24 protein-coding genes, 1 tRNA gene and 1 pseudogene are annotated in these 19,792 nt (G+C 67.1%); 13 read left to right on the top strand and 13 right to left on the bottom strand.

Translation table 11 applies throughout. From position 1 onward, the window contains the following. The first annotated feature begins 329 nt into the window (after window positions 1-329). Both PARHAE_RS17150 and PARHAE_RS17145 read left to right on the top strand, forming a co-directional pair. Window positions 330-2,081 (top strand): MFS transporter, encoded by a 1,752-nt coding sequence (locus tag PARHAE_RS17150; RefSeq protein WP_126155783.1) that lies wholly within the window; start codon window positions 330-332, stop codon window positions 2,079-2,081. A 68-nt stretch (window positions 2,082-2,149) separates the two neighbouring features. Beyond that, window positions 2,150-2,512 carry a response regulator transcription factor gene (locus tag PARHAE_RS17145; RefSeq protein WP_126155780.1) on the top strand — a complete coding sequence of 121 codons (363 nt, stop codon included), beginning with the start codon at window positions 2,150-2,152 and terminating at the stop codon, window positions 2,510-2,512. 3 nt (window positions 2,513-2,515) lie between these two features. Here PARHAE_RS17145 and PARHAE_RS17140 read toward each other — a convergent pair whose 3' ends face one another. The 6 genes from PARHAE_RS17140 to PARHAE_RS17115 all read right to left on the bottom strand — a co-directional run bounded on the left by PARHAE_RS17140 (window position 2,516) and on the right by PARHAE_RS17115 (window position 5,791). Further along, window positions 2,516-2,788: a hypothetical protein gene (locus PARHAE_RS17140; protein WP_126155779.1), complete on the bottom strand. Its 273-nt coding sequence runs from the start codon at window positions 2,786-2,788 to the stop codon at window positions 2,516-2,518. 61 nt (window positions 2,789-2,849) lie between these two features. Further along, window positions 2,850-3,242, bottom strand: coding sequence for a hypothetical protein (locus PARHAE_RS17135; protein WP_126155778.1), 393 nt, complete (start codon window positions 3,240-3,242; stop codon window positions 2,850-2,852). A gap of 122 nt (window positions 3,243-3,364) precedes the next feature. Further along, entirely contained in the window at window positions 3,365-3,568 is a 204-nt protein-coding gene (locus PARHAE_RS17130) for a hypothetical protein (RefSeq protein WP_370463831.1), read from the bottom strand. A 197-nt stretch (window positions 3,569-3,765) separates the two neighbouring features. Next, on the bottom strand, window positions 3,766-4,548 hold the full coding sequence (locus PARHAE_RS17125) for a metal ABC transporter permease (RefSeq protein WP_126155777.1): 783 nt from the start codon (window positions 4,546-4,548) through the stop codon (window positions 3,766-3,768). Further along, window positions 4,548-5,297 carry a metal ABC transporter ATP-binding protein gene (locus PARHAE_RS22190; protein WP_126155776.1) on the bottom strand — a complete coding sequence of 250 codons (750 nt, stop codon included), beginning with the start codon at window positions 5,295-5,297 and terminating at the stop codon, window positions 4,548-4,550. Before PARHAE_RS22190 ends, PARHAE_RS17125 begins: the two co-directional genes overlap by 1 nt. Beyond that, window positions 5,294-5,791, bottom strand: a complete 498-nt coding sequence (locus tag PARHAE_RS17115; RefSeq protein WP_126155775.1) for a Fur family transcriptional regulator — start codon at window positions 5,789-5,791, stop codon at window positions 5,294-5,296. Before PARHAE_RS17115 ends, PARHAE_RS22190 begins: the two co-directional genes overlap by 4 nt. 83 nt (window positions 5,792-5,874) lie before the next feature. On the opposite strand from PARHAE_RS17115, the gene PARHAE_RS17110 reads away from it, so the two are divergent. Beyond that, the gene (locus tag PARHAE_RS17110) at window positions 5,875-6,816 is read left to right on the top strand and encodes a zinc ABC transporter substrate-binding protein (RefSeq protein WP_126155774.1); all 942 of its coding nucleotides are present in this window, start codon (window positions 5,875-5,877) and stop codon (window positions 6,814-6,816) included. Between the two features lie 105 nt (window positions 6,817-6,921). Beyond that, on the top strand, window positions 6,922-7,098 hold the full coding sequence (gene hemP, locus PARHAE_RS17105) for a hemin uptake protein HemP (protein ID WP_126155773.1): 177 nt from the start codon (window positions 6,922-6,924) through the stop codon (window positions 7,096-7,098). 54 nt (window positions 7,099-7,152) lie between these two features. On the opposite strand, the gene PARHAE_RS17100 is transcribed toward hemP, so the two are convergent. Then, window positions 7,153-8,673, bottom strand: coding sequence for a pseudouridine synthase (locus tag PARHAE_RS17100; protein WP_126155772.1), 1,521 nt, complete (start codon window positions 8,671-8,673; stop codon window positions 7,153-7,155). Window positions 8,674-8,784: 111 nt separating this feature from the next. Here PARHAE_RS17100 and PARHAE_RS17095 point away from each other — a divergent pair, with 111 nt between their 5' ends. Further along, window positions 8,785-9,237, top strand: coding sequence for a nucleoside deaminase (locus tag PARHAE_RS17095; protein WP_126155771.1), 453 nt, complete (start codon window positions 8,785-8,787; stop codon window positions 9,235-9,237). Window positions 9,238-9,278: 41 nt separating this feature from the next. Continuing rightward, a tRNA-Gly gene (locus PARHAE_RS17090) sits at window positions 9,279-9,352 on the top strand. A gap of 188 nt (window positions 9,353-9,540) precedes the next feature. Here PARHAE_RS17090 and purD read toward each other — a convergent pair. Further along, window positions 9,541-10,797 carry a phosphoribosylamine--glycine ligase gene (gene purD / locus PARHAE_RS17085; RefSeq protein WP_126155770.1) on the bottom strand — a complete coding sequence of 419 codons (1,257 nt, stop codon included), beginning with the start codon at window positions 10,795-10,797 and terminating at the stop codon, window positions 9,541-9,543. A 62-nt stretch (window positions 10,798-10,859) separates the two neighbouring features. Between purD and xseA the strand changes: the two genes are divergently transcribed. Next, the gene (gene xseA, locus PARHAE_RS17080; RefSeq protein WP_126155769.1) at window positions 10,860-12,416 is read left to right on the top strand and encodes an exodeoxyribonuclease VII large subunit; all 1,557 of its coding nucleotides are present in this window, start codon (window positions 10,860-10,862) and stop codon (window positions 12,414-12,416) included. A 92-nt stretch (window positions 12,417-12,508) separates the two neighbouring features. On the opposite strand, the gene PARHAE_RS17075 is transcribed toward xseA, so the two are convergent. The 3 genes from PARHAE_RS17075 to trhA all read right to left on the bottom strand — a co-directional run bounded on the left by PARHAE_RS17075 (window position 12,509) and on the right by trhA (window position 15,110). Further along, window positions 12,509-13,711 carry an MFS transporter gene (locus PARHAE_RS17075; RefSeq protein ID WP_241232863.1) on the bottom strand — a complete coding sequence of 401 codons (1,203 nt, stop codon included), beginning with the start codon at window positions 13,709-13,711 and terminating at the stop codon, window positions 12,509-12,511. A gap of 2 nt (window positions 13,712-13,713) precedes the next feature. After that, entirely contained in the window at window positions 13,714-14,358 is a 645-nt protein-coding gene (gene eda, locus PARHAE_RS17070) for a bifunctional 4-hydroxy-2-oxoglutarate aldolase/2-dehydro-3-deoxy-phosphogluconate aldolase (protein ID WP_126155768.1), read from the bottom strand. Window positions 14,359-14,459: 101 nt separating this feature from the next. After that, window positions 14,460-15,110 (bottom strand): PAQR family membrane homeostasis protein TrhA, encoded by a 651-nt coding sequence (gene trhA / locus PARHAE_RS17065; RefSeq protein WP_126155767.1) that lies wholly within the window; start codon window positions 15,108-15,110, stop codon window positions 14,460-14,462. A gap of 239 nt (window positions 15,111-15,349) precedes the next feature. On the opposite strand from trhA, the gene rpsB reads away from it, so the two are divergent. The 3 genes from rpsB (at window position 15,350) to PARHAE_RS17050 (ending at window position 17,854) form a co-directional block, all read left to right on the top strand. Further along, the gene (gene rpsB, locus PARHAE_RS17060; RefSeq protein ID WP_126155766.1) at window positions 15,350-16,135 is read left to right on the top strand and encodes a 30S ribosomal protein S2; all 786 of its coding nucleotides are present in this window, start codon (window positions 15,350-15,352) and stop codon (window positions 16,133-16,135) included. 79 nt (window positions 16,136-16,214) lie between these two features. Then, window positions 16,215-17,132 carry a translation elongation factor Ts gene (gene tsf / locus PARHAE_RS17055; RefSeq protein ID WP_126155765.1) on the top strand — a complete coding sequence of 306 codons (918 nt, stop codon included), beginning with the start codon at window positions 16,215-16,217 and terminating at the stop codon, window positions 17,130-17,132. A gap of 122 nt (window positions 17,133-17,254) precedes the next feature. Continuing rightward, entirely contained in the window at window positions 17,255-17,854 is a 600-nt protein-coding gene (locus tag PARHAE_RS17050; RefSeq protein ID WP_126155781.1) for a (d)CMP kinase, read from the top strand. Here PARHAE_RS17050 and PARHAE_RS17045 read toward each other — a convergent pair. After that, window positions 17,841-18,116, bottom strand: coding sequence for an I78 family peptidase inhibitor (locus tag PARHAE_RS17045; protein ID WP_126155764.1), 276 nt, complete (start codon window positions 18,114-18,116; stop codon window positions 17,841-17,843). The two genes, PARHAE_RS17050 and PARHAE_RS17045, sit on opposite strands and share 14 nt — an antisense overlap. A gap of 85 nt (window positions 18,117-18,201) precedes the next feature. Between PARHAE_RS17045 and PARHAE_RS17040 the strand changes: the two genes are divergently transcribed. After that, entirely contained in the window at window positions 18,202-18,504 is a 303-nt protein-coding gene (locus tag PARHAE_RS17040; protein ID WP_126155763.1) for a hypothetical protein, read from the top strand. Between the two features lie 5 nt (window positions 18,505-18,509). Here the strand turns inward: PARHAE_RS17040 and PARHAE_RS17035 are convergent, their stop codons facing one another. Then, the gene (locus PARHAE_RS17035; RefSeq protein WP_126155762.1) at window positions 18,510-19,037 is read right to left on the bottom strand and encodes a superoxide dismutase family protein; all 528 of its coding nucleotides are present in this window, start codon (window positions 19,035-19,037) and stop codon (window positions 18,510-18,512) included. Between the two features lie 122 nt (window positions 19,038-19,159). Between PARHAE_RS17035 and PARHAE_RS17030 the strand changes: the two genes are divergently transcribed. Together PARHAE_RS17030 and PARHAE_RS22185 are read left to right on the top strand one after the other, a co-directional pair. Beyond that, entirely contained in the window at window positions 19,160-19,468 is a 309-nt protein-coding gene (locus PARHAE_RS17030) for an ETC complex I subunit (RefSeq protein ID WP_126155761.1), read from the top strand. A gap of 146 nt (window positions 19,469-19,614) precedes the next feature. Beyond that, window positions 19,615-19,792: pseudogene (locus tag PARHAE_RS22185) on the top strand (IS256 family transposase); the annotation flags it as partial.

Genomic DNA, 19,792 nt, shown 5'->3' with positions numbered 1-19,792 from the left:
AGATCGCCGAAAACGACTACGCCACCCTCGGCGACATCTCCACCCTCGCCGAACCAGAGGTCGTCGACGACCTCATCAAAAACAGAATGAACAAAGGGTGACGCCGCGGAGAAGGCTTCCCCGGAAAAAATGAAAAGGCGGCCTCCGGGGGGAGGACCGGGTGCCGCCAGACCTGCCGGACGAGCGATCCCAGACACGCGCCCTGGCCCTGCCAGGGACGCGACCGAAGAAGGATTGTCCGTCAAATCGAAAGCCGGCGCGGCACCGGCTCAACAGGAGGAGGATTGATGGCTTATGCATCGCCCGACGCGACGACCCGTTCGCGTCCCATGACGTCCGAAGAAAAGAAGGTCATTCTGGCCTCGTCTGCGGGCACGATCTTCGAATGGTACGATTTCTATCTTTATGGCTCGCTGGCCGCGATCATCGGCGCGCAGTTCTTCACGGCCTTCCCGGAATCGACGCGGAACGTCTTTGCGCTGCTGGCCTTCGCGGCGGGCTTCCTGGTGCGGCCCTTCGGCGCGCTTGTCTTCGGCGCCCTGGGCGACCTGATCGGGCGGAAATACACCTTCCTGGCGACGATCCTGATCATGGGTCTTTCGACCTTTCTGGTCGGATTGCTGCCGGGCTATGCGTCCTGGGGCATCGCCGCGCCGATCATCCTGATCGTGCTGCGGATGCTGCAGGGCCTGGCGCTTGGCGGGGAATACGGGGGCGCGGCGGTCTATGTCGCCGAACACGCGCCGCAGGGGCAACGGGGCTATTTCACCTCGTTCATCCAGACCACGGCCACGCTGGGGCTGCTGCTGTCGCTGGTGGTGATCCTGCTGGTCACGTCCTATGTGAACGCGAACTATCCGGCGGTTCCGCAGCTTGGGCTTGACGGCCAGCCGCTGCTGGATCCGACCGGCGCCCAGGTCATGCTGGACCCGTTCAAGGCCTGGGGCTGGCGGATTCCGTTTCTGGGGTCGGTCTTCCTGCTGTTGATCTCGCTGTATATCCGCTTGCAGATGAACGAATCCCCCGCCTTCAAGAAGATGAAGGAAGAGGGCGCGCAGTCCAAGGCGCCGCTGAAGGAGGCATTCGGCAACTGGAAGAACGGCAAGATCGCCCTGATCGCGCTGTTCGGCCTGACCGCCGGACAGGCCGTGGTCTGGTATTCGGGCCAGTTCTATGCGCTGTTCTTCATTCAGAACGTGATCAAGGTCGATCAGTTCAGCGCCAACGTCTTCGTCGCCTGGTCGCTGATCCTGGGCACCGCCGGGTTCATCTTCTTCGGGTCGCTGTCGGACCGCATCGGCCGCAAGCCGATCATCCTGGGCGGCTGCGCCCTGGCCGCGATCACCTATATGTGGGTGTTCCCGCTGCTGACCAGCGTCGCCAACCCGGCGCTGCACGCGGCCCAGCAGATTCCCGTGACGGTGACGGCGGCGCCCGAGGATTGTTCCTTCCAGTTCAACCCGGTGGGCACGGCGCAGTTCAACAACAGCTGCGACATCGTCAAGGCGACACTGTCGAAATCCTCGGTCAATTCGGACACCGTGGATGCCCCGGCAGGCACCGTGGCCTCGGTCCGGGTGGGCGAGACGGTGGTGCAGTCCTATGACGCCAATGCCCTGACGGGCGAGGCGCTGGCGGCCGAGAAGGCCCGCTTCACGACGGAAATCAACGCGGCGCTGACCGCCGCAGGCTATCCGCTGGTCGCGGCCGACAATACGACCGTCGCCAAGGCCGACCATTTCTTCGACATCTTCAACGCCCAGAACATCAAGATCGTGCTGATCCTGACCTATCTGATCGTGCTGGTGACGATGGTCTATGGCCCCATCGCGGCGCAGCTGGTGGAGCTGTATCCGACCCGGATCCGCTATTCCGGCCTGTCGCTGCCCTATCACATCGGCAACGGCTGGTTCGGGGGGCTGCTGCCCGCGACGGCCTTCGCGATCTCGGCCCAGACCGGCAACATCTATGCGGGGCTGTGGTATGCGATCGTGATCGCGGTGATGACGGTGATCATCGGCGCGCTGTTCGTGCCGGGCGACAGCCACAAGAAGAACATCTTCGCCGACGACGGCGTCTGAACCGCTGGCCGGGCCGGGATGGTTTCCCGGCCCGGCCGTTCCCCTGATCGTTCAGGAAGGCCCGGCCCATGGCGCGCATTCTGGTTGTCGAGGACGAGGACAACATCGCCATGGCCCTGGAGTTCCTGCTGGCCCGCGACGGCCACAGCCATTCCCGCCTGTCCCAAGGCGCCGCCGCGTTGACGGCGATCCGCGAGGACCGCCCCGACCTGGTGCTGCTGGACGTGATGCTGCCGGACATGTCGGGCTACGAAATCGTGCAGCTGCTGCGCGCCGATCCCGGCCTGTCGGGCGTCCGCATCCTGCTGATGACCGCGCGCGGGTCGGTTGTCGAAAGGCGCCGCGGCCTTGCGCTTGGCGCGGACGGCTTCATCGCCAAGCCCTTCGAAATCGTGGAACTGCGCGCCGAGATGACGCGGCTGTTGGAATGATCTTCAGCCGCGCCGCTGCCACAGCGTCCAGAGGCCCAGCCCGGCGGCCAGATAGACCGCGTTCACCAGAAGCCCTGACAGCACCTGCGTGGCAAGCGGCTCGGGCCGGGGCGAGGCGCCGGTCAGGGGGATGATGACCGCGACAAAGACCGCCCCCGCCGCCAGGGGCAGCAGCATTCCCGTCACCGGCCGGTTGCGCAGCGCCGTCAGCATCAGGGCGATCAGCAGGCCGATGCGGAACACATCCGTGGCCTGGGCCGCAAGCAGGTCCGACATCATCCCGTTCCCTTGTCTTTACGGCAGCCTAGACCGGGGATCGCAGCCCCGTCCAGGGCCATCACAGGGGGATTTCCGGCTGGTCGGGATCGACCGGAACCTGGGGCAGGGCGGGATCGCCAGGCTCCCGCAGCGATTCCCCCAGCGGGGGCGGCGGCGGGGCCTCGGCCTTGCGGCGGATCAGGATGTCGCCATTCTCAAGCCGCTCGGGCGGCTCGTAATTGCCCAGGTCGTCCACAAGCGCCGCCAGATCCTTCAGCAGTGGGGGAAGGCCGGCCAGGGCGCCGCCCATGTCCTGTCCCAGGCGGTTCAGGTCGGGGCCCAGTTCGCTCCACAGGTTTTCGGCGATGATGCCCAGGCCGCGTTCGACAAGGCCAAGCCCGTCCTCGGTTTCGGTCTGGGCCGGTGCCGCGCCCGGCATGGCCAGCAGGACCAGGATCAGAAGCCGGCGCATGATGAACCCCACATTGGCCGCGTGGTCCGATGCTACGCGCCCGACGGGTCGCCATCAACGGAAAAGGGCTGGCCCAAAGGCCAGCCCTTCATACCTGACGGAACCGGGGTTCCGTTCAGAAATCAGCTGTCGTCGTCGTCCGAAGCGACGGCGGCGATGACGCCCAGCAGCAGCAGGGCCGGGACGACCAGGCCAGCGTTGGTCGAGGCGGGACGCTCTTCCACGACGACGGGCTCGACGTCCACGACGGGGGCGACATAGCCACCGGCCAGAGCCGAAGTTGCGGTCAGGCCGAGAGCGGCAGCGAAGGTAGCGAATTTGGTCATGATCATGCTCCGTTTCGTTGAAAGCTGCCGTCACCGGCAACATCGAGGCGACAGTTACACAATCCCCAGACGTTTGAAAGCTGCATTGGTTCAAATCCGTCGCTGGGTTTTGCAGACTGTTGCATATTGGCCAACACCCAGGCCGGGCCTTGGTTCCGCCGGGGAAACCGCCCCTGCCCAGGTGTTGCAATCCTGCACTAAGCGCGACGAAACGCCTGGGAAATCATGAAGATTCCGGCCGCCGCAGCCACGATCGAGGGGCCTGCCGGGGTGTCCAGCCGCAGGCTGGCCCACAGCCCCGCCATGACCGCCGCCGCCGCGATCAGCATGGCATTGCCGACCATCCTTTCGGGACTGCGCGACAATCCGCGGGCGGTCGCCGCAGGAACGATCAGCATCGCCGAAATCAGCAACGATCCCACGACGCGAATCGAAAGCGCCACTACAATCGCAAGGGCAATGGACAGCACCAGCCGTTCCGTCCGGGGGTCGATTCCGGCCGCCATGGCCAGTTCCTCGTTCAGGGATGCGGTCAGCAGCCGCTGCCATCGCCAGGCCAGCAGCGCCAGCACCCCCGCCGCGCCCGCCCAGATCAGCGCCAGGTCGGCGCGGCCCACCGCCAGGATGTCGCCGAACAGATAGGCCGACAGATCCGACCGGGCCTGCGGGACAAAGCTGATCGCGACCAGGCCCACGGCCAGGGCGGAATGCGACAGCACCCCCAGCATCGTGTCCATCGCCTGACCGCGCGACACCAGGGCGGAAATCGCCATCGCCATCGCCAGGGCCACCAGCAGCGTCCCGGCATAGATCGAGATCTGGAAGCCCAGACTGATCGCCACCCCGAGGATTGCCGCATGGGCCGTCGCATCGCCGAAATAGGCCATCCGCCGCCAGACCACGAAGCTGCCCAGGGGGCCGGCGACGGCGGCGATGCCCAGGCCCGCCAGCATCGCCCGGATGAAGAAATCGTCCAGCATCAATGCGCCCCGGCGTGGTGGTGGTGGTGAAGGTCATGATCGTGATCGTGGTGATGGCGATACAGCGCCAGGGTGCCTTCGGCTTCCGCGCCGAACAGGGCGCGGTATTCCGGCGCGCTGCTGACATGCTGGGGCGTGCCCTCGCAGCAGACATGGCCGTTCAGGCAGATCACCCGGTCGGAGGCGCGCATCACCACCAGCAGGTCGTGGCTGACCATCAGCACGGCGGCGCCGGTCTGGCGGCGGACTTCCTCGATCAGCTTGTAGAAGGCGACGATGCCGGGCTGGTCCAGCCCCTGCGTGGGTTCGTCCAGCACCAGCAGTTCTGGGTCGTGCAGCAGCGCGCGCGCCAGCAGGACGCGCTGGAACTGCCCGCCGGACAGCTGGGTCAACTGCCGCGCCTCGACCCCCTCGACCCCGGTGCGGGCCAGGGCTTGCGCCGCGTCCCGGTCGCCCACGCGGCGGGGCAGGGACAGGAAGCGCCGCACGGTCATCGGGATCGTGGTATCGACCAGCACCCGCTGCGGGACATAGCCGATGCGCAGCCCCGGCTTGCGCGCGACCCGGCCTGCCGCCAGCGGCATATGCCCCAGAAGCGCGCGCACCAGCGAGGATTTGCCCGACCCGTTCGGGCCGACCACCGTCACGATCTCGCCCGAGGCGATGCGGAAATCGACCCCGTGCAGCACCGTCTCGTGCCCGCCGGGACGCTGGATTGTCAGGCCCTGGGCCTGGATCAGGGCGGTCATGCCGCGGTTCCGGCGCAGGCGGGGCACAGGCCCAGGGCCTCGATCGTGACGCGTTCGACCTGGAAGCCGTTTTCCGCCGCCAGATCGGCCAAGGCGTCGCGGACCGGGGCGGCGGGCAGTTCGGCCAGCATGTCGCAGGACCGGCAGATCAGGAAGGCGGGCGCGTGGTCGTGGCCGGGATGCAGGCAGGCGGCAAAGGCGTTCAGGCGTTGCAGGCGATGGGCCAGCCCGTGTTCGACCAGGAATTCCAAGGCGCGATAGGCCACGGGCGGCTGGCGGCCGAAGCCTTCGGCGGCCAGGCGGTCCAGAACCTCGTAGGCGCCCATGGCCCGATGCGATTCCAGCAGGATCTCCAGCGTGCGCCGCCGCACCGGGGTCAGCCGCGCGCCGTTTTCCGCAAGCCGGTCGCGGGCCTGATCCAGGGCGCGCGCCTCGCAGGCGCGGTGGTCATGGGGCGCGAAGGCCGGGGCGGACGAGGCTGGTTGATCGGACAATGTGTTATCTTATCACGTTTGGATTGACTTGTTATCATATAACATGCGAAAGCGCAGCCTTTCAAGGAACCAAAGGTGACACGATGCGCATGATGATCCCAGCCCTGGCCCTGATGGCTGCCGGTCCGGTCGCGGCCCAGCCGCCCCGGATCGTAACCGACACCCCCATCACCGCCTCGTTGGTCCAGCAGGTGACGGGCGATCTGGCGCAGGTGCAGGTTCTGCTGCCCAAGGGCGCCGATGCGCATCACCACCAGATGCGGCCCTCGGACGCGCAGGGGTTGCAGGATGCCGGTCTGCTGGTCTGGACCGGGCCGGAACTGACCCCCTGGCTGGACCGTGCCGCCGCCTCGGTCGCGGGGGGAATTCCGCAATTGCGCCTGCTGGAGGTGCCGGGAACCCATCTGCGCGCCTATGCCGAGGATCACGGGCACGATCACGATCACGATCACGACCATGGCCACGACCACAGCCATGACCATGACCACGCGCATGATCATGCGGGCACCGATCCCCATGCCTGGCTGGACCCGGCCAATGCGCAGCTGTGGCTGACGGCCATCGCGGACATGGTGGCCAAGGCCGATCCCGACAACGCGGCGCAGTATGCCAGCAATGCCGCAACGGCTGCGCAGCAGATCGCGGATCTGGACGCGCGGATCCAGGCGCAACTGTCGCCCCATCGCCAGGCCAACATCGTCGTCTTTCATGACGCCTATGGTTATTTCACCGATCATTTCGGCCTGCGCCCGGCCATCGCCGTGTCGCTGGGCGACGCCAGCACGCCCTCGGCCGCCCGGCTTGGCGGGATTCGCGACCAGATCGCCCAGACGGAGGCAGCCTGCGCGTTCCCCGAATATGGCGGCGATCCAAGGCTGGTGCAGACGGTCATCGAAGGCACCGCGGTCCGCATGGGCGACGAATTGGCGCCCGAGGGCGGGGTGCTGGACAGCGGACCGGCCCTCTACGGCGATGTCCTGACCGGCTTGGCGGACGCACTGGCTGATTGCCTGGGTGGGGAATAGCCGCCTTTTGCGCGGGCAAATTATTTCCGACTCTTTTACTTTGACAATCCAGATCAAAGTTGTCAGATTTGCTGTAACACAAGGCTAACCCGTAAGAGGCTGATCATGACCGCAGCGCGTCCCGCAGATTTCCAGCAACCGGCAACCAGCGTTCTGGCACGCATCCCGCAGCATGATGCCACTACGCTGACGCGGGGCGGCAACCAGGCCCTGATCGTCCTGGACGAACAGATCTATCAACTGCGCATCACGCGCGCCGGCAAGCTGATCCTGACGAAGTAATCCCTCCTTCGCTTCCGGATCAGCCTTGGCGCGCAGCCCAGGGCAGCCGGCCGATCACCCGCGCGGCTTGTTCCTGGGGCCACCGCCCGGTTTGCCGTCCGGCCGCCCCTGCGGCTTGCCGGTGAACCGGGCGCCCTGACCGCTGCCCGCACCGCTTCGCGCCGGCTTCGCGCCGCCCGGCTTGCCGAACGATTTGCGCTCGGCCCCCGGCTTGCCTTCGCCACGCGGCCCATCCCCCCGAGGCTTGAAGCCCCGGTCCCCCCCTGGCTTTCCGTCCCCGCGCGGCTTGAAGCCCCGCTCGCCGGGTTTGCCGTCCCCTCTTGGCTTGAATCCGCGTTCGCCTTCGGGCCGGTCGCCGCGCGGTTTGAAGCTGCGTTCGCCCTCGGCCCGGTCACCGCGCGGTTTGAAGCTGCGTTCGCCCTCGGCCCGGTCGCCGCGCGCCTGGAAGGCAGGCTTGCCCCCCTGGCCCCCGGCCCCAGGCTTGCCGTGGCGCGGCCGGTCGCCCGCCGTGCCGCGATCCGCGCGCGGCTTTCCGGCCCAAGTCCGTGCGGGCCGTTCGCCATCCTCTTGCGGACGCTTGCCCCGGAATCCCGGCCGGTCGCCGCCGTCTTCGGGACCGGGACGGGGCTTGCCCGACCAGGGCCGCGCCGGACGGTCCGAATCATCGCGCGGTCCGGCTAGCTTGCGGGCAAAGCGGCTGTCCCCGTCGCCATTGGCGCGGAAAACCCGGCGCGGGGCTTCGCCGTCGTCGCGTCGCGGCTTGCGAGAGCCTTCGGCACCGCGCGGGCGCATTTCGCGGTCCTGGGGGGCGGTCTCCTCGCCCGTCAGCAGCCCGCCAAGCTGGTCGCGCAGGACGCGCTTCTTGATTTCGACCACCTGATTCTTTTCCATGCCGGTCAGCTTGAAGGGACCATAGCCGATGCGGATCAGCCGGTTCACCTGAAGGCCGACATGCGCCATGGCGCGGCGGATTTCGCGGTTCTTGCCCTCGCGGATGCCGACCGTCAGCCAGGCATTCGCGCCCTGCTGGCTGTCCAGCTTGATTTCCATCGGGGCGAATTCCTCTCCGTCGATGGTGGCTCCCCGGCGCAGGGGGGCGAAGGTCATGTCGCTGGGCGTGCCGTTCACCCGGACCCGATACCGCCGCAGCCACCCGGTCGAGGGCAGTTCCAGCCGCCGCTTCAGCTCTCCGTCATTGGTCAGCAGCAGCAGCCCTTCGGATGTCAGGTCCAGCCGCCCGATGGTCATCACGCGCGGCAGGTCGCGGGGCAGGGCGTCGAACACCGTCTGACGGCCCTTTTCGTCGGATTCGGTCGTCACCAGGCCCAGCGGCTTGTAATACAGCCACAGCCGGGTTTCCTGCGGCTCGTCCAGTTTCTTGCCGTCCACGGTGATGCGGTCGCTGGGCAGCACGTCAAGCGCCGGGCTGTCGATCTTTTTCCCGTTCACCGTCACCCGGCCCTCCAGGATCATCCGTTCTGCGTCGCGGCGGCTGGCGACGCCTGCGCGGGCCATCACCTTGGCGATGCGATCGGGGGTGGGATTCGGGGCGGGGGTGGGGCTGTCGTCGGTCATGGCGATCTTCTCCTGCGCATCGCTGCGGTGGCAAAGCGGCGCTTCTAGCGGAAGCGGCGCGGATGGGAAAGGGCGGCTTGCGCGGCGGCGGCACCCTTGCGACAAGCGGGCATGACCCGCTTCACCTCTCATATGGCCCTGGCCCTCGATCAGGCAAGGGCGGCGGCCCTGCGCGGCGAGGTTCCGGTGGGCGCCGTGGTGGTGGACCCCGCCGGGCGCGTCGTCGCGGCCGAAGGCAATCGGACCCGAGAACTGTCCGACCCGACCGCCCATGCCGAGATCCTGGCGATCCGCGCCGCCTGCCGGATCGTCGGGTCCGAACGCCTGCCGGGCCACGACCTGTGGGTGACGCTGGAGCCTTGCCCGATGTGCGCGGCGGCGATCTCGGCCGCGCGGATCGGGCGGCTGTATTACGGGGCCAGCGACGTGCGGATGGGCGGGGTGGAACATGGCGCGCGGGTCTTCGATCATCCGCAATGCCATCACCGGCCCCAGATCTATGACGGCATCGACGCCGAGGGGGCAAGGGCGCTGCTGGTCGGATTCTTCCGGGACCGCCGATGACGGTTGCGCCGCCCGCGCGGCGTGGCTATACCGTCGCCCATGCGGGTGTAGCTCAATGGTAGAGCAGCAGCCTTCCAAGCTGAATACGTGGGTTCGATTCCCATCACCCGCTCCAACCTTAAATTCTAAGAAGTCTTTTAGAATCAAGGATTTCTCTTGAAGGGTGGTTCGATCTGGCCGCTTCACGGGTATTTCGGAATGGCCCGCAGCCATTTGCCAAGCGTCGAAAGCCCGATGCCAACTTCCTCGCCTCTGTCCAACCCGCATCGCGGCGCATCTGTTAAGAACAGATGAGCCGCGGGCCTAGAGCGCGCGCCAGCCGATGTCGCGGCGGCAGAAGCCGCCCGGCCAGTCGATCGCGTCGACTTGGGCATAGGCGCGCTGATGCGCCTCGGCCAGGGTCGCGCCGCGGCCGGTGCAGGCGAGGACGCGGCCTCCGGTCGCGATGATCGCGCCGTCCTGACTGGCGGTGCCCGCGTGGAAGGTCATCTGGAAACTGCTTTCACACAGGTTGTCCAGCCCCTTGATGATGCAGCCTTTTTCGTATTGGCCGGGATAGCCGTTCGCGGCCATCACCACCGTCAGCGCGTGATCGTCGGCCCAGTTGACGGCCGTTTCGGCCAGCCGCCCCTCGGCGCAGGCCAGCAGAAGGTCCAGCACCTGCGCGCCAAGGCGCATCATCAGCACCTGGCATTCCGGATCGCCGAAGCGGACGTTGTATTCGACCAGGCGCGCGCGCCCGTCCCGGATCATCAGCCCGGCGTAAAGCACGCCCTGGAACGGCATTCCGCGCGCGGCCATTTCCGCAACGGTGGGGCGCACGATCTGCGCCATCACCTGCTGCTGCAAGGCCTCGGTCAGGATCGGGGCGGGGCTGTAGGCGCCCATGCCGCCGGTATTGGGGCCGGTATCGCCGTCGCCCACGCGCTTGTGGTCCTGGGCTGTGCCGATGGGCAGGCAGTCGGTGCCGTCGCAGAGGATGAAGAAGCTGGCTTCCTCGCCCGCCATGAATTCCTCGATCACGACCGACATCTCGCCGAACTCGCCGTCGAAGATGGCGTCGATGGCCTGGTGCGCCTGATCCACGGTTTCCGCCACGGTGACGCCCTTGCCCGCCGCAAGGCCGTCGGCCTTGACGACAATGGGCGCGCCCTGGGCGGTGACGTAATCGCGGGCGCTTGCGGCGTCGGTGAAGCGCGCCCAGGCGGCGGTCGGCGCCCCGCAGGCATCGCAGATTTCCTTGGTGAAGGCCTTCGACGCCTCAAGCTGGGCGGCAGCCTGGGACGGCCCGAAGACCAGGAACCCGGCATCGCGCAACGCGTCGGACACGCCTGCGGCCAAGGGTGCCTCGGGGCCGATCACCACGAAGTCTATGGCGTTTTCCTGGGCGAATTCCAGCACCTCGGCGCGCGACAGGATGTTCAGGTCGGCGCATTCGGCGACATTGGCGATGCCCGCATTGCCCGGCGCCACGATCAGGCGGTCGCATTTCGGGTTCTGCCGGATCGCCCAGGCCAGCGCATGTTCGCGCCCGCCGCCGCCGAGGATCAGGATGTTCATGGGCCGCCCTTTCGCTTCTGGTCGCGGCGTTCTAGTCTGGCCCGCGAAGGGGAACAAGACGCATGGATTTGCTGGAAGACGCGCCGGGCAGCAACGCGCATGAATTCACGGTTTCGGAACTGTCGGGCGCGGTGAAACGCAGCCTGGAGGATCAGTTCGGCCGCGTCCGCGTTCGTGGAGAAATCGGGCGCGTGTCGCGGCCGTCCTCGGGGCATGTCTATTTCGACCTCAAGGACGACCGATCCGTTCTGGCCGCCGTGACCTGGAAGGGGCAGGCGGCCAAGCTGGCGCAGCGCCCCGAGGAGGGCATGGAGGTCATCGCCACCGGGCGCCTGACGACCTTTCCCGGCCAGTCGAAATACCAGTTGATCGTCGACCAGATCGAACCGGCGGGCCTTGGCGCGCTGATGGCGATGCTGGAAAAGCGCCGCCAGGCGCTTGCGGCCGAGGGGCTGTTCGACGGAGCGCGCAAGCGGCCGCTGCCCTCGCTGCCGCGCGTGATCGGGGTCGTAACCTCGCCTTCCGGGGCGGTGATCCGCGACATCCTGCACCGGCTGCGCGACCGTTTTCCGACGCGTGTGCTGATCTGGCCGGTGGCCGTCCAGGGCGAGGGGTGCGCGCCGCAAGTGGCCGCCGCGATCCGGGGCTTCAACGACCTGCCGCAGGGCGGGCCGATCCCGCGCCCGGATCTGCTGATCGTGGCGCGGGGGGGTGGCAGCCTGGAGGATCTGTGGGGCTTCAACGAGGAGGCGGTGGTCCGCGCCGCCGCCGAAAGCCGGATCCCGCTGATTTCCGCCGTGGGGCACGAAACGGATACGACGCTGATCGACTTCGCATCCGACCGCCGGGCGCCGACGCCGACCGCTGCCGCCGAAATGGCGGTGCCGGTGCTGGCGGAACTGGCGGCGCGGCTGGCGGAATCGCAAGCCCGGCTGACGCGGTGCAGCCAGCATCATATCGACCGGCCCCGGCAGCGGCTGCGCGACCTGTCGCGCGCGTTGGGACGCCCTGCCGCGCTGACCGAAGGCGCGCGTCAACGGCTGGATCTGTGGGCCGGGCGGCTGGATCCGGCGCTGCACGGTCTGGTCCGCGCCCGCAGGCATCAGCTTGCGGTGCGGCCCATGCCAGTGGCCTTGCTGCGACGCTTCACCGACGGCAAGGGTCACGCGCTGCATCGGCTGGAACATCGGCTGGACGCCGCGGCGATCCGGCGGTTGGAGCGGCGGCGCGACCGGATGACGGCCATGGCGGAACGGCTGGATGCCTCGCTGGCGCGGGTGGTGGCCACGACGCGGCGGGCGATCACGGTGCAGGATCAGAAACTGGCCGATCTGTCCCGCAGGTTGGGCCTGGCGGCGCAGCGGGCGATCCGCACGCGCAGCGAGGCGCTGCAACGGGCGGATCGGATGCGGCAGTCGCTGGGCTATACCGAGACGCTGAAACGCGGCTTCGTCGTCGTGCGCGGGCCGGATGGGGTGATCACCTCGGCCCAGGGCGCGCGGCAGGTTCCTCAGGTCGAACTGGAATTCGCGGATGGCCGGGTCACGGCGCGGCCCGAAGGCGCATCGCCGAAAGCCAGCCGCAAGGCCAAGCCGTCCGAACAGAAATCCCTGTTCTGATTCACCTTTGTATAAATACCCTGGGGGGATCGCCGGCTGGTTCGCCGCTGGTTCGGGAACCCGCCCACGACCGGGGCGAAGCGCCCCTGCTGCTAACCCTCTTTCGGGCGCAGCATCAGCCAGATCAGCGCGCCTCCGGCCAACACCAGGAAGGGCAGCATCGCCAGGTTGACCGCGTTCCAGCCCGCCACGACCGATCCGCCGCTGCAATTCATCAGACCGCCCGATGACAGCGAGGCCAGGAAGACACCCCCGAACACCACCGCATCGTTCAGGCCCTGCACCCGGCCCCGTTCCTCGGGCGTGTGGGCGCGGTTCAGCATGGCGGTTGCGCCGATATAGCCGAAGTTCCAGCCCATCCCCAGCAGGATCAGCGCGGCATAGAAATGCGACAGCTCGACCCCCGACAGCGCGGCGGCCCCGGCAAGCGCCAGAAGGAACAGGCCGACGGCGACGATCCGCTCGGCCCCGAACCGGGCGATCAGGTGGCCGGTGAAGAAGCTGGGGGCGAACATCGCCAGCACATGCGCGCTGACGATGTTGGCGGCCTCGGTCGGCGCGAAGCCGCAGCCGACAACCGCCAGCGGCGTCGAGGTCATCACCAGGTTCATCAGCGCATAGGCGACCATCCCGCAAATCATCGCCACGGCGATCTGCGGCTGGCGCAGCAATTCGCCCGCGCTGCGGCCCGTCGGCTGCTGGCTGACCGCCGCTTGGGGCCGTGGCGTGTCCAGGAAGGCGAACAGGAACGGTCCCAGGGCATTCAGCGCGATCACCGCCAGATAGGTGGCCAGGAACGGCTCTGCCGTCAGGCCATCGGTCGCGCGCACCACCGCCGGGCCGATGACCGCCGCCGCCAGCCCCCCCGCCATCACCCAACTGATCGCGCGGGGGGCATAGTCCTCGGATGCGAGGTCGGTCGCGGCGAAACGGTAAAATCCCTGTGCCGACATATAGATGCCGGTCAGCAGCGACCCGGCCATGAACAGCCAGAAGGATCCGGCGGACAGGCCCCAGGCGGCCAGCGCCGCGCCCGCTCCGCCCGCCAGCACCGCCAGCAGGAAACCGGCCTGCCTGCCGCGCGTCTGCATGAAGCGGGCCAGAGGCCGCGCGGTCAGCGCCGATCCCAGAACGATCATCGACAGGGGCAGGGTGGCGATGCAGGGATTGGGGGCCAGGATCTGACCGGCCAGCCCGCCGACGATGAAGATCACCGACATCTGCGCGCCCAGGATCGCCTGGGCCGCCACCAACACGATCACGTTGCGGCGCGCGCGCCGGTCGTCGGGGACCAAGATCAGCCCCGGCTCAGCCGGGACGCGGCATGGGCGCGTTCCTGGATCGCGCCCCAGTTCTCGGCGCTGACATCGGCGTCGGTGGCGATCCAGCTTCCGCCGACGCAGACCACGTTGGGCAGCGACAGATAATCGCCCGCATTGGCCGTGGTGATGCCGCCGGTCGGGCAGAAACTGATCCGGGGCAGGGGACCGGCCAGCGATTTCAGCGCGGGCACGCCGCCGATCGCCTCGGCCGGGAAGAATTTCAGCATGTCATAGCCCGCGTCGGCCGCGCGCATCACCTCGGATGCGGTGGCGGCGCCGGGCAGAAGCGGCAGTTCCAGTTCCTCGCAGGCCGCGATCAGCCGGTCGGTCAGCCCGGGGGACACCGCGAAGGTCGCCCCCGCATCCTTCGCCCGCTTCGCGTCGTCCGGCGTCAGCACCGTGCCCGCGCCCACATGGCCGCCCGAGACCGAGGACATTGCCCGGATCGCGTCAAGCGCCGCGTCCGACCGCAAGGTGATCTCCAGCACCGGCAGGCCGCCCGAGACAAGCGCCTGGGCCAGCCCTTCCGCACGTTCCGCATTCTTGATGACGATCACCGGAATGACCGGGGCCAGGCGGCACAGGGCGCGCGTCTTTTGCGACTGGATTTCAGGGTTCATGGCGCCACCTTCCGTTCCGCGATCTGCGGGCAAACTGCCCGCTGGCGGACCCCGATGCAAGCGGTTTGCCGCCCTGGAAGGCAAATCCTGGTATCGCTAACCTAGATCGCTGACAGCACCGCCACGTAATGCAGCGCCGCCGCCGTCACCACGAAACCGTGCCAGATGGCGTTCTGGAACCGCAGCCTTTCCCAAACGTGGAAGATCACGCCTACCGTATAGACGATGCCCCCGATCACGATCAGCAACATCGACAGGGGCGGCAGATTGTCGGCGATGGGGCGGATGGCGACAAGCCCGCTCCACCCCATCAGGATATACAGCAGGATCGCCAGCCGGTCGTAGCGCCCCGGCAGCAGGCATTTGAGCGCGACGCCAAGTGCCGCCATCGTCCAGACGCAGACCAGCAGCGCGAAGACCGCGGGGTCGGCCGAGGCCTTGTGCAGGAACGGCGTGTAGGTTGCGGCGATCAGGATGAAGATCGCCGAATGATCGGCCCGCCGCAGATACCATTTCAGGGTCGAATGCGGCAGCATGTTATAGAGGAACGACACCGCAAGGGCCAGGATCAGCCCGCCGCCATAGATCGTGACGGCCACAAGATCGGCCCGGTTGGCCGATTCCGCGGCCTGAATCACCAGGACGGCGACGCCCACCACCGCCAGCACGACGCCGACGGCGTGGACGATGCCGTCGGCCAGCATCTCGTGGAAATCGTAGGGCCGCCCGAAGCGGACCGGGCTATCGATCATCGCAAACCTCCTGATGGTTTCATCTTGCCCGACTCGGGCCGGGCGGGCAATTGACAGGTTGTTCAGGTTTTACGTGATCGGCCTGGGGAAAGCCCTTGCAAATCGGGGGCGCAGCGTCTATTTGCCCCCACACTTCACAGGCAGGGGCGGGCCCTCGCGGGAGACATCCGCGAACGGTCCACCGGTTGGGGCGTCCGCCCTGAATCCCATGCCAAGGCGCAAACCGGAAAGGACATGGAATGGCGCTTCCCGAATTCAATCTGCGTCAGCTCTTGGAAGCTGGCGTCCACTATGGCCACCAGACGCAGCGCTGGAACCCGCGCATGGCGGAATACATCTATGGCGACCGCAACGGCATCCACATCCTGGATCTGACCCAGACCCTGCCGATGCTGGACGCGGCGCTGCAGGTCGTGCGCGACACCGTCGCCAAGGGCGGCCGGGTGCTGTTCGTCGGCACCAAGCGCCAGGCGCAAAAGCCCATCGCGGATGCGGCCGAACGCTCGGCCCAGTTCTACATGAACCACCGCTGGCTGGGTGGTACGCTGACCAACTGGAAGACCGTGTCCCAGTCGATCAACCGCCTGAAAGCCATCGACGAGACGATGGCGGGCGGCGCCGAAGGCCTGACCAAGAAAGAGCGTCTGCAACTGGAACGCGAGCAGGCCAAGCTGCAAGCCTCGCTGGGCGGCATCCGCCACATGGGCGGGCTGCCGGATCTGCTGTTCGTCATCGACGTGAACAAGGAAGACCTGGCGATCCTGGAAGCCAAGAAGCTGGGCATTCCGGTCGTGGCCGTGGTCGATACCAACTGCTCGCCCGAAGGCGTGGACTATATCATCCCCGGCAACGACGACGCCGCCCGTGCCATCGCGCTGTATTGCGACCTGGCCAGCCGCGCCGCGCTTGACGGCATGTCGGCCCAGATGGGCGCCGCAGGCGTCGATGTCGGAGCGCTGTCGGATGCCCCCGAGGAACTGCTGGACGAACCCGCGGCCGAGGAACAGGCGACCGCCGACGCCTGACCGGCGCCCCCGATAGTTACGGAATTGTCGTCAGGCGGGGATATTTCCCGCCTGACGCGTTGATCAAAGGAGACGGATCATGGCTATCACCGCCGCGATGGTGAAAGAGCTGCGCGAAACGACCGGCGCAGGGATGATGGACGCCAAGAAGGCGCTGACCGAAACGAACGGCGACATGGAAGCCGCCGTCGACTGGCTGCGCACCAAGGGTCTGGCCAAGGCTGCCAAGAAGGCCGACCGCATTGCCGCCGAAGGCCTGGTCGGCGTGCAGGTCACCGATGGCCGGGGTGTCGCCGTCGAACTGAACTCGGAAACCGATTTCGTCGCCAAGAACGCCGATTTCCAGCAGCTTGTCCGCGAGATCACCAATGTCGCGCTGACCACCGCCGATGATGTCGAGGTGCTGCGCGCCACGCATCTGAACGGCAAGCCGGTCTCCGAGGTCGTGACCGACGCCATCGCCCGGATCGGCGAAAACCTGACGCTGCGCCGGATGCACGTCCTGGAAGGCGATACCGTGGTCTCCTATGTCCACAACGCCGCGACCGAGGGCATGGGCAAGATCGGCGTGCTGGTCGCGCTGAAAGGCCCGGCCGACAAGGCGCAGGCCATCGGCAAGCAGTTCGCGATGCACATTGCGGCCACCAACCCGGTGTCGCTGTCCGAAGCCACGCTGGATCCGGCGCTGCTGGCGCGCGAGCTGGAAGTGCAGACCGCCAAGGCCCTGGAGGAAAACGCCTCTTCCGCCAAGCCGAAGCCCGAGGCCGTGATCCAGAACAACATCATCCCCGGCCGGATGAAGAAGTTCGTGGCTGAAAACACCCTGTTGGGCCAGCCCTTCGTCATCAATCCCGACGTGACGGTCGAACAGGCCGCCAAGGAAGCCGGGGTCGAGATCACCGGCTTTGCCCGCGTCGCCGTGGGCGAAGGGATCGAGAAGAAGGAAGAGGATTTCGCAGCCGAGGTCGCCAAGTCCCTCAGCAGCGCCTCGTCCTGATCCGGCTTCTCATGACTGCCGAACGCCGGTCCCTAGGGCCGGCGTTTTGTGTGTCATAAGGTCGGGTGGACCTTGGCCCCCTGTCATGCGATGGGTGGGGCCGAAGCCAATCCTGCGTGACCATGCCATTCATCATCGCCATCGACGGACCCGCCGCAGCCGGCAAGGGCACCATCGCCCGCGCCCTGGCTGCCCATTTCGGCTTTCATCACCTGGATACGGGGCTGCTGTATCGCGCGATCGGCGCCAAGGGCGGCGACCCCGTCGCGGCGGCGCGATCCTTGCAGCCGGGCGACCTGGACAGACCCGACCTGCGCAGCGCCGAAGCGGGGCAAGCCGCCAGCCGCATCGCCGCCCTCCCCGAGGTGCGCGCGGCCCTGGTCGATTTCCAGCACCGCTTTGCGGCGCAGGAACCGGGCGCGGTGCTGGACGGGCGTGACATCGGCACGGTGATCTGCCCCGATGCGGCGGTCAAGCTGTTCGTCACCGCCTCGGATCAGGTCCGCGCCCAGCGTCGCGCCGCCGAACTGGGGGCTGATGCCGACGAGATGCTGATCCAGTTGCAGGAACGGGACCGTCGAGACCGGGACCGGGCGGCGGCGCCGCTGAAGCCCGCCCCGGATGCGGTGTTGCTGGATACCAGTCACCTGACCATCGCCGAGGCCATTGCCCGCGCTATCGCCCAGGTGGAAAAGGCGCGAACGGCCGTCAGCCGCAACTGATCCGGGCGATCCATCCCTTGGCGTCCAGATACATGTTCAGGCGGCCGGGTTGATAATCCCGCGTCACGATCTGGCCCGGACCGATTTCCCGATAACGCAACTGCGGCGGCAGGATGACTTCGCCGATATTCCTGCCGACAAGCGCCTGATGCCGTCCCGGATCGCAGCGCGTGCCCGATACCGTGGGCGCATAGGTGGTGTCGCAGGCCGACAGTGCGGCAAGGGACAGGGCTGGCAGGATCATACGCAGGAACAGGGGCATTCGGATCACCTTCGTGTTTTGACCAGAACGACCCGCAGGGCCAAGGCGTTCCGTCCTCTAACAGGCCCGGAGAAGAAGAAGAAGAATGAAACAGCCCCTTATGGTGCTTGCCCTGTCCCTGGCGCCCATCACGGTGTCGGCCTCCAGCGAGGATGCGTGGGAGGAGTTTCGCGCCTCGGTCGAAACAGCCTGCCTGGCTTTGGTAGATGCGCCCGAGTCCGCGACGGTGATGATCGACGTCAATCCATTCGGGTCGCAAAGCTATGGCGCGGCGCTTGTGACCGTGACGCAGGACACCGGCGCGGACCGGATGATCTGCATCTTCGACAAGCAGACCAAGACCGCTGAGATCACGGCGCCCTTCGTGGACGCCGCGCCTGCGCAATAGTGGCCTCAGTTCGCCTGCGCGAACGTGCCGCAGCCGATGCGGCCCCCCGCGTGCCCCGAGGGCTGGCCGACATAATCGTCGGGGTGTTCGTGGATGATGATGGCCGACCCGTCGTCGTCGGCGATCAGGTCGGGCGTCAACCCTGCCACGAAATATTCAACGGTCAGCGCGCCGCTGTCGGGCACATGGATGTTCGGCAGGTCGCCCGGATGGGGACCGTTGGCGGCCATCACGCCATGGTCCTTGTCACCGGCAAGATGACCCCCCGCCGATTCGAAATCCGGGGGCGAGCATTCGCCCGCTTCATGGATATGCGCGCCATGGATGCCCGCCGGAACGCCTTGCAGTTCCAGCGTGACCAGCATCATGCCGGACGGGGTGGCGACGGCGGTCGCGGTGCCCAGGCTTTCCCCTTCGGCGGTCTTGATCTCGGCGATCATGGGGGCTTCGCCCTCGGCCGGGGCGGCAGCGTCCTGCGCGGCGGCGGGCAGGGCCAGCAACAGGCCCAGGGCGGCGGCGGTTCGAAACGGCATCGGATCCTCCTGTGATATGCGGTCGCGGGTCAACGCAGGGGGAAAGGAAGCCGTTCCGGGACTTGATCAGGGCGCCGCGATTGGCGATAAGTCGCGCGAGATCCGACCGAAAGGCAGCCCGAATGCGCGTCCGCATCTATCAACCCGCCCGCAATGCGATGCAGTCCGGCAATGCGCGGTCACGGAAATGGGTGATGGAATTCCCCCCGCAGGGCCGCGACATCGACCCGCTGATGGGCTGGATCAGCAGCGACGACACGCAAAGCCAGGTCCGTCTGCGCTTCGATACGCTGAAGCAGGCCGAGGACTATGCCCGCGAACACGGTCTCGACTACGTCGTCCAACCCCCGCACAGCCGCGCTGCCAATATCCGCCCGCGCGGCTATGGCGAGAACTTCGCCACCGACCGGCGCGCGCCTTGGACGCATTGAGGCGTGTTGTTCGTAGCATAGTTGCTGGCGGCTGGGGGTATCTTTGTTCAGTTCGGGGCAAAGATTTCGTAACCCATTGATTCTGAGTGTGTCCGATCTTCTGTGTATGAGTGATCCGGTCCATGCTTCACCGAAAGGAAGCATGCATGACGATCTCCAAGGAACTTCTGGATGAACTGCTGAAGGGTATTGAGGGCCCTGAGGATCTGCTCGGCGATGCCGGGCTGATGAAGGAGCTGAAGATCCGGCTCATGGAGCGGATGCTGGGCGCGGAGCTGACCGCGCATTTGGGCTATGAGGAAGGCAAGGAAGCACCGCCCGGCC

It is taken from the genome of Paracoccus haematequi, from assembly GCF_900631945.1.
Classification (GTDB): domain Bacteria; phylum Pseudomonadota; class Alphaproteobacteria; order Rhodobacterales; family Rhodobacteraceae; genus Paracoccus; species Paracoccus haematequi_A.
Note: the sequence above shows the minus strand (reverse complement) of the source record. Positions and strands in the feature narration are given on the sequence as shown.

Coding starts and splice junctions, on each gene's coding strand:
- tsf (WP_126155765.1), top strand. CDS start 16,215: ATGGCTATCACCGCCGCGATGGTGAAAGAGCTGCGCGAAACGACCGGC.
- PARHAE_RS17095 (WP_126155771.1), top strand. CDS start 8,785: ATGACCCGCTTCACCTCTCATATGGCCCTGGCCCTCGATCAGGCAAGG.
- PARHAE_RS17050 (WP_126155781.1), top strand. CDS start 17,255: ATGCCATTCATCATCGCCATCGACGGACCCGCCGCAGCCGGCAAGGGC.
- PARHAE_RS22190 (WP_126155776.1), bottom strand. CDS start 5,297: ATGACCGCCCTGATCCAGGCCCAGGGCCTGACAATCCAGCGTCCCGGC.
- PARHAE_RS17150 (WP_126155783.1), top strand. CDS start 330: ATGACGTCCGAAGAAAAGAAGGTCATTCTGGCCTCGTCTGCGGGCACG.
- PARHAE_RS17130 (WP_370463831.1), bottom strand. CDS start 3,568: ATGACCAAATTCGCTACCTTCGCTGCCGCTCTCGGCCTGACCGCAACT.
- PARHAE_RS17135 (WP_126155778.1), bottom strand. CDS start 3,242: ATGCGCCGGCTTCTGATCCTGGTCCTGCTGGCCATGCCGGGCGCGGCA.
- PARHAE_RS17030 (WP_126155761.1), top strand. CDS start 19,160: ATGCGCGTCCGCATCTATCAACCCGCCCGCAATGCGATGCAGTCCGGC.
- PARHAE_RS17125 (WP_126155777.1), bottom strand. CDS start 4,548: ATGCTGGACGATTTCTTCATCCGGGCGATGCTGGCGGGCCTGGGCATC.
- rpsB (WP_126155766.1), top strand. CDS start 15,350: ATGGCGCTTCCCGAATTCAATCTGCGTCAGCTCTTGGAAGCTGGCGTC.
- PARHAE_RS17040 (WP_126155763.1), top strand. CDS start 18,202: ATGAAACAGCCCCTTATGGTGCTTGCCCTGTCCCTGGCGCCCATCACG.
- trhA (WP_126155767.1), bottom strand. CDS start 15,110: ATGATCGATAGCCCGGTCCGCTTCGGGCGGCCCTACGATTTCCACGAG.
- PARHAE_RS17140 (WP_126155779.1), bottom strand. CDS start 2,788: ATGTCGGACCTGCTTGCGGCCCAGGCCACGGATGTGTTCCGCATCGGC.
- PARHAE_RS17110 (WP_126155774.1), top strand. CDS start 5,875: ATGCGCATGATGATCCCAGCCCTGGCCCTGATGGCTGCCGGTCCGGTC.
- PARHAE_RS17035 (WP_126155762.1), bottom strand. CDS start 19,037: ATGCCGTTTCGAACCGCCGCCGCCCTGGGCCTGTTGCTGGCCCTGCCC.
- PARHAE_RS17100 (WP_126155772.1), bottom strand. CDS start 8,673: ATGACCGACGACAGCCCCACCCCCGCCCCGAATCCCACCCCCGATCGC.
- hemP (WP_126155773.1), top strand. CDS start 6,922: ATGACCGCAGCGCGTCCCGCAGATTTCCAGCAACCGGCAACCAGCGTT.
- PARHAE_RS17045 (WP_126155764.1), bottom strand. CDS start 18,116: ATGCCCCTGTTCCTGCGTATGATCCTGCCAGCCCTGTCCCTTGCCGCA.
- purD (WP_126155770.1), bottom strand. CDS start 10,797: ATGAACATCCTGATCCTCGGCGGCGGCGGGCGCGAACATGCGCTGGCC.
- PARHAE_RS17145 (WP_126155780.1), top strand. CDS start 2,150: ATGGCGCGCATTCTGGTTGTCGAGGACGAGGACAACATCGCCATGGCC.
- xseA (WP_126155769.1), top strand. CDS start 10,860: ATGGATTTGCTGGAAGACGCGCCGGGCAGCAACGCGCATGAATTCACG.
- eda (WP_126155768.1), bottom strand. CDS start 14,358: ATGAACCCTGAAATCCAGTCGCAAAAGACGCGCGCCCTGTGCCGCCTG.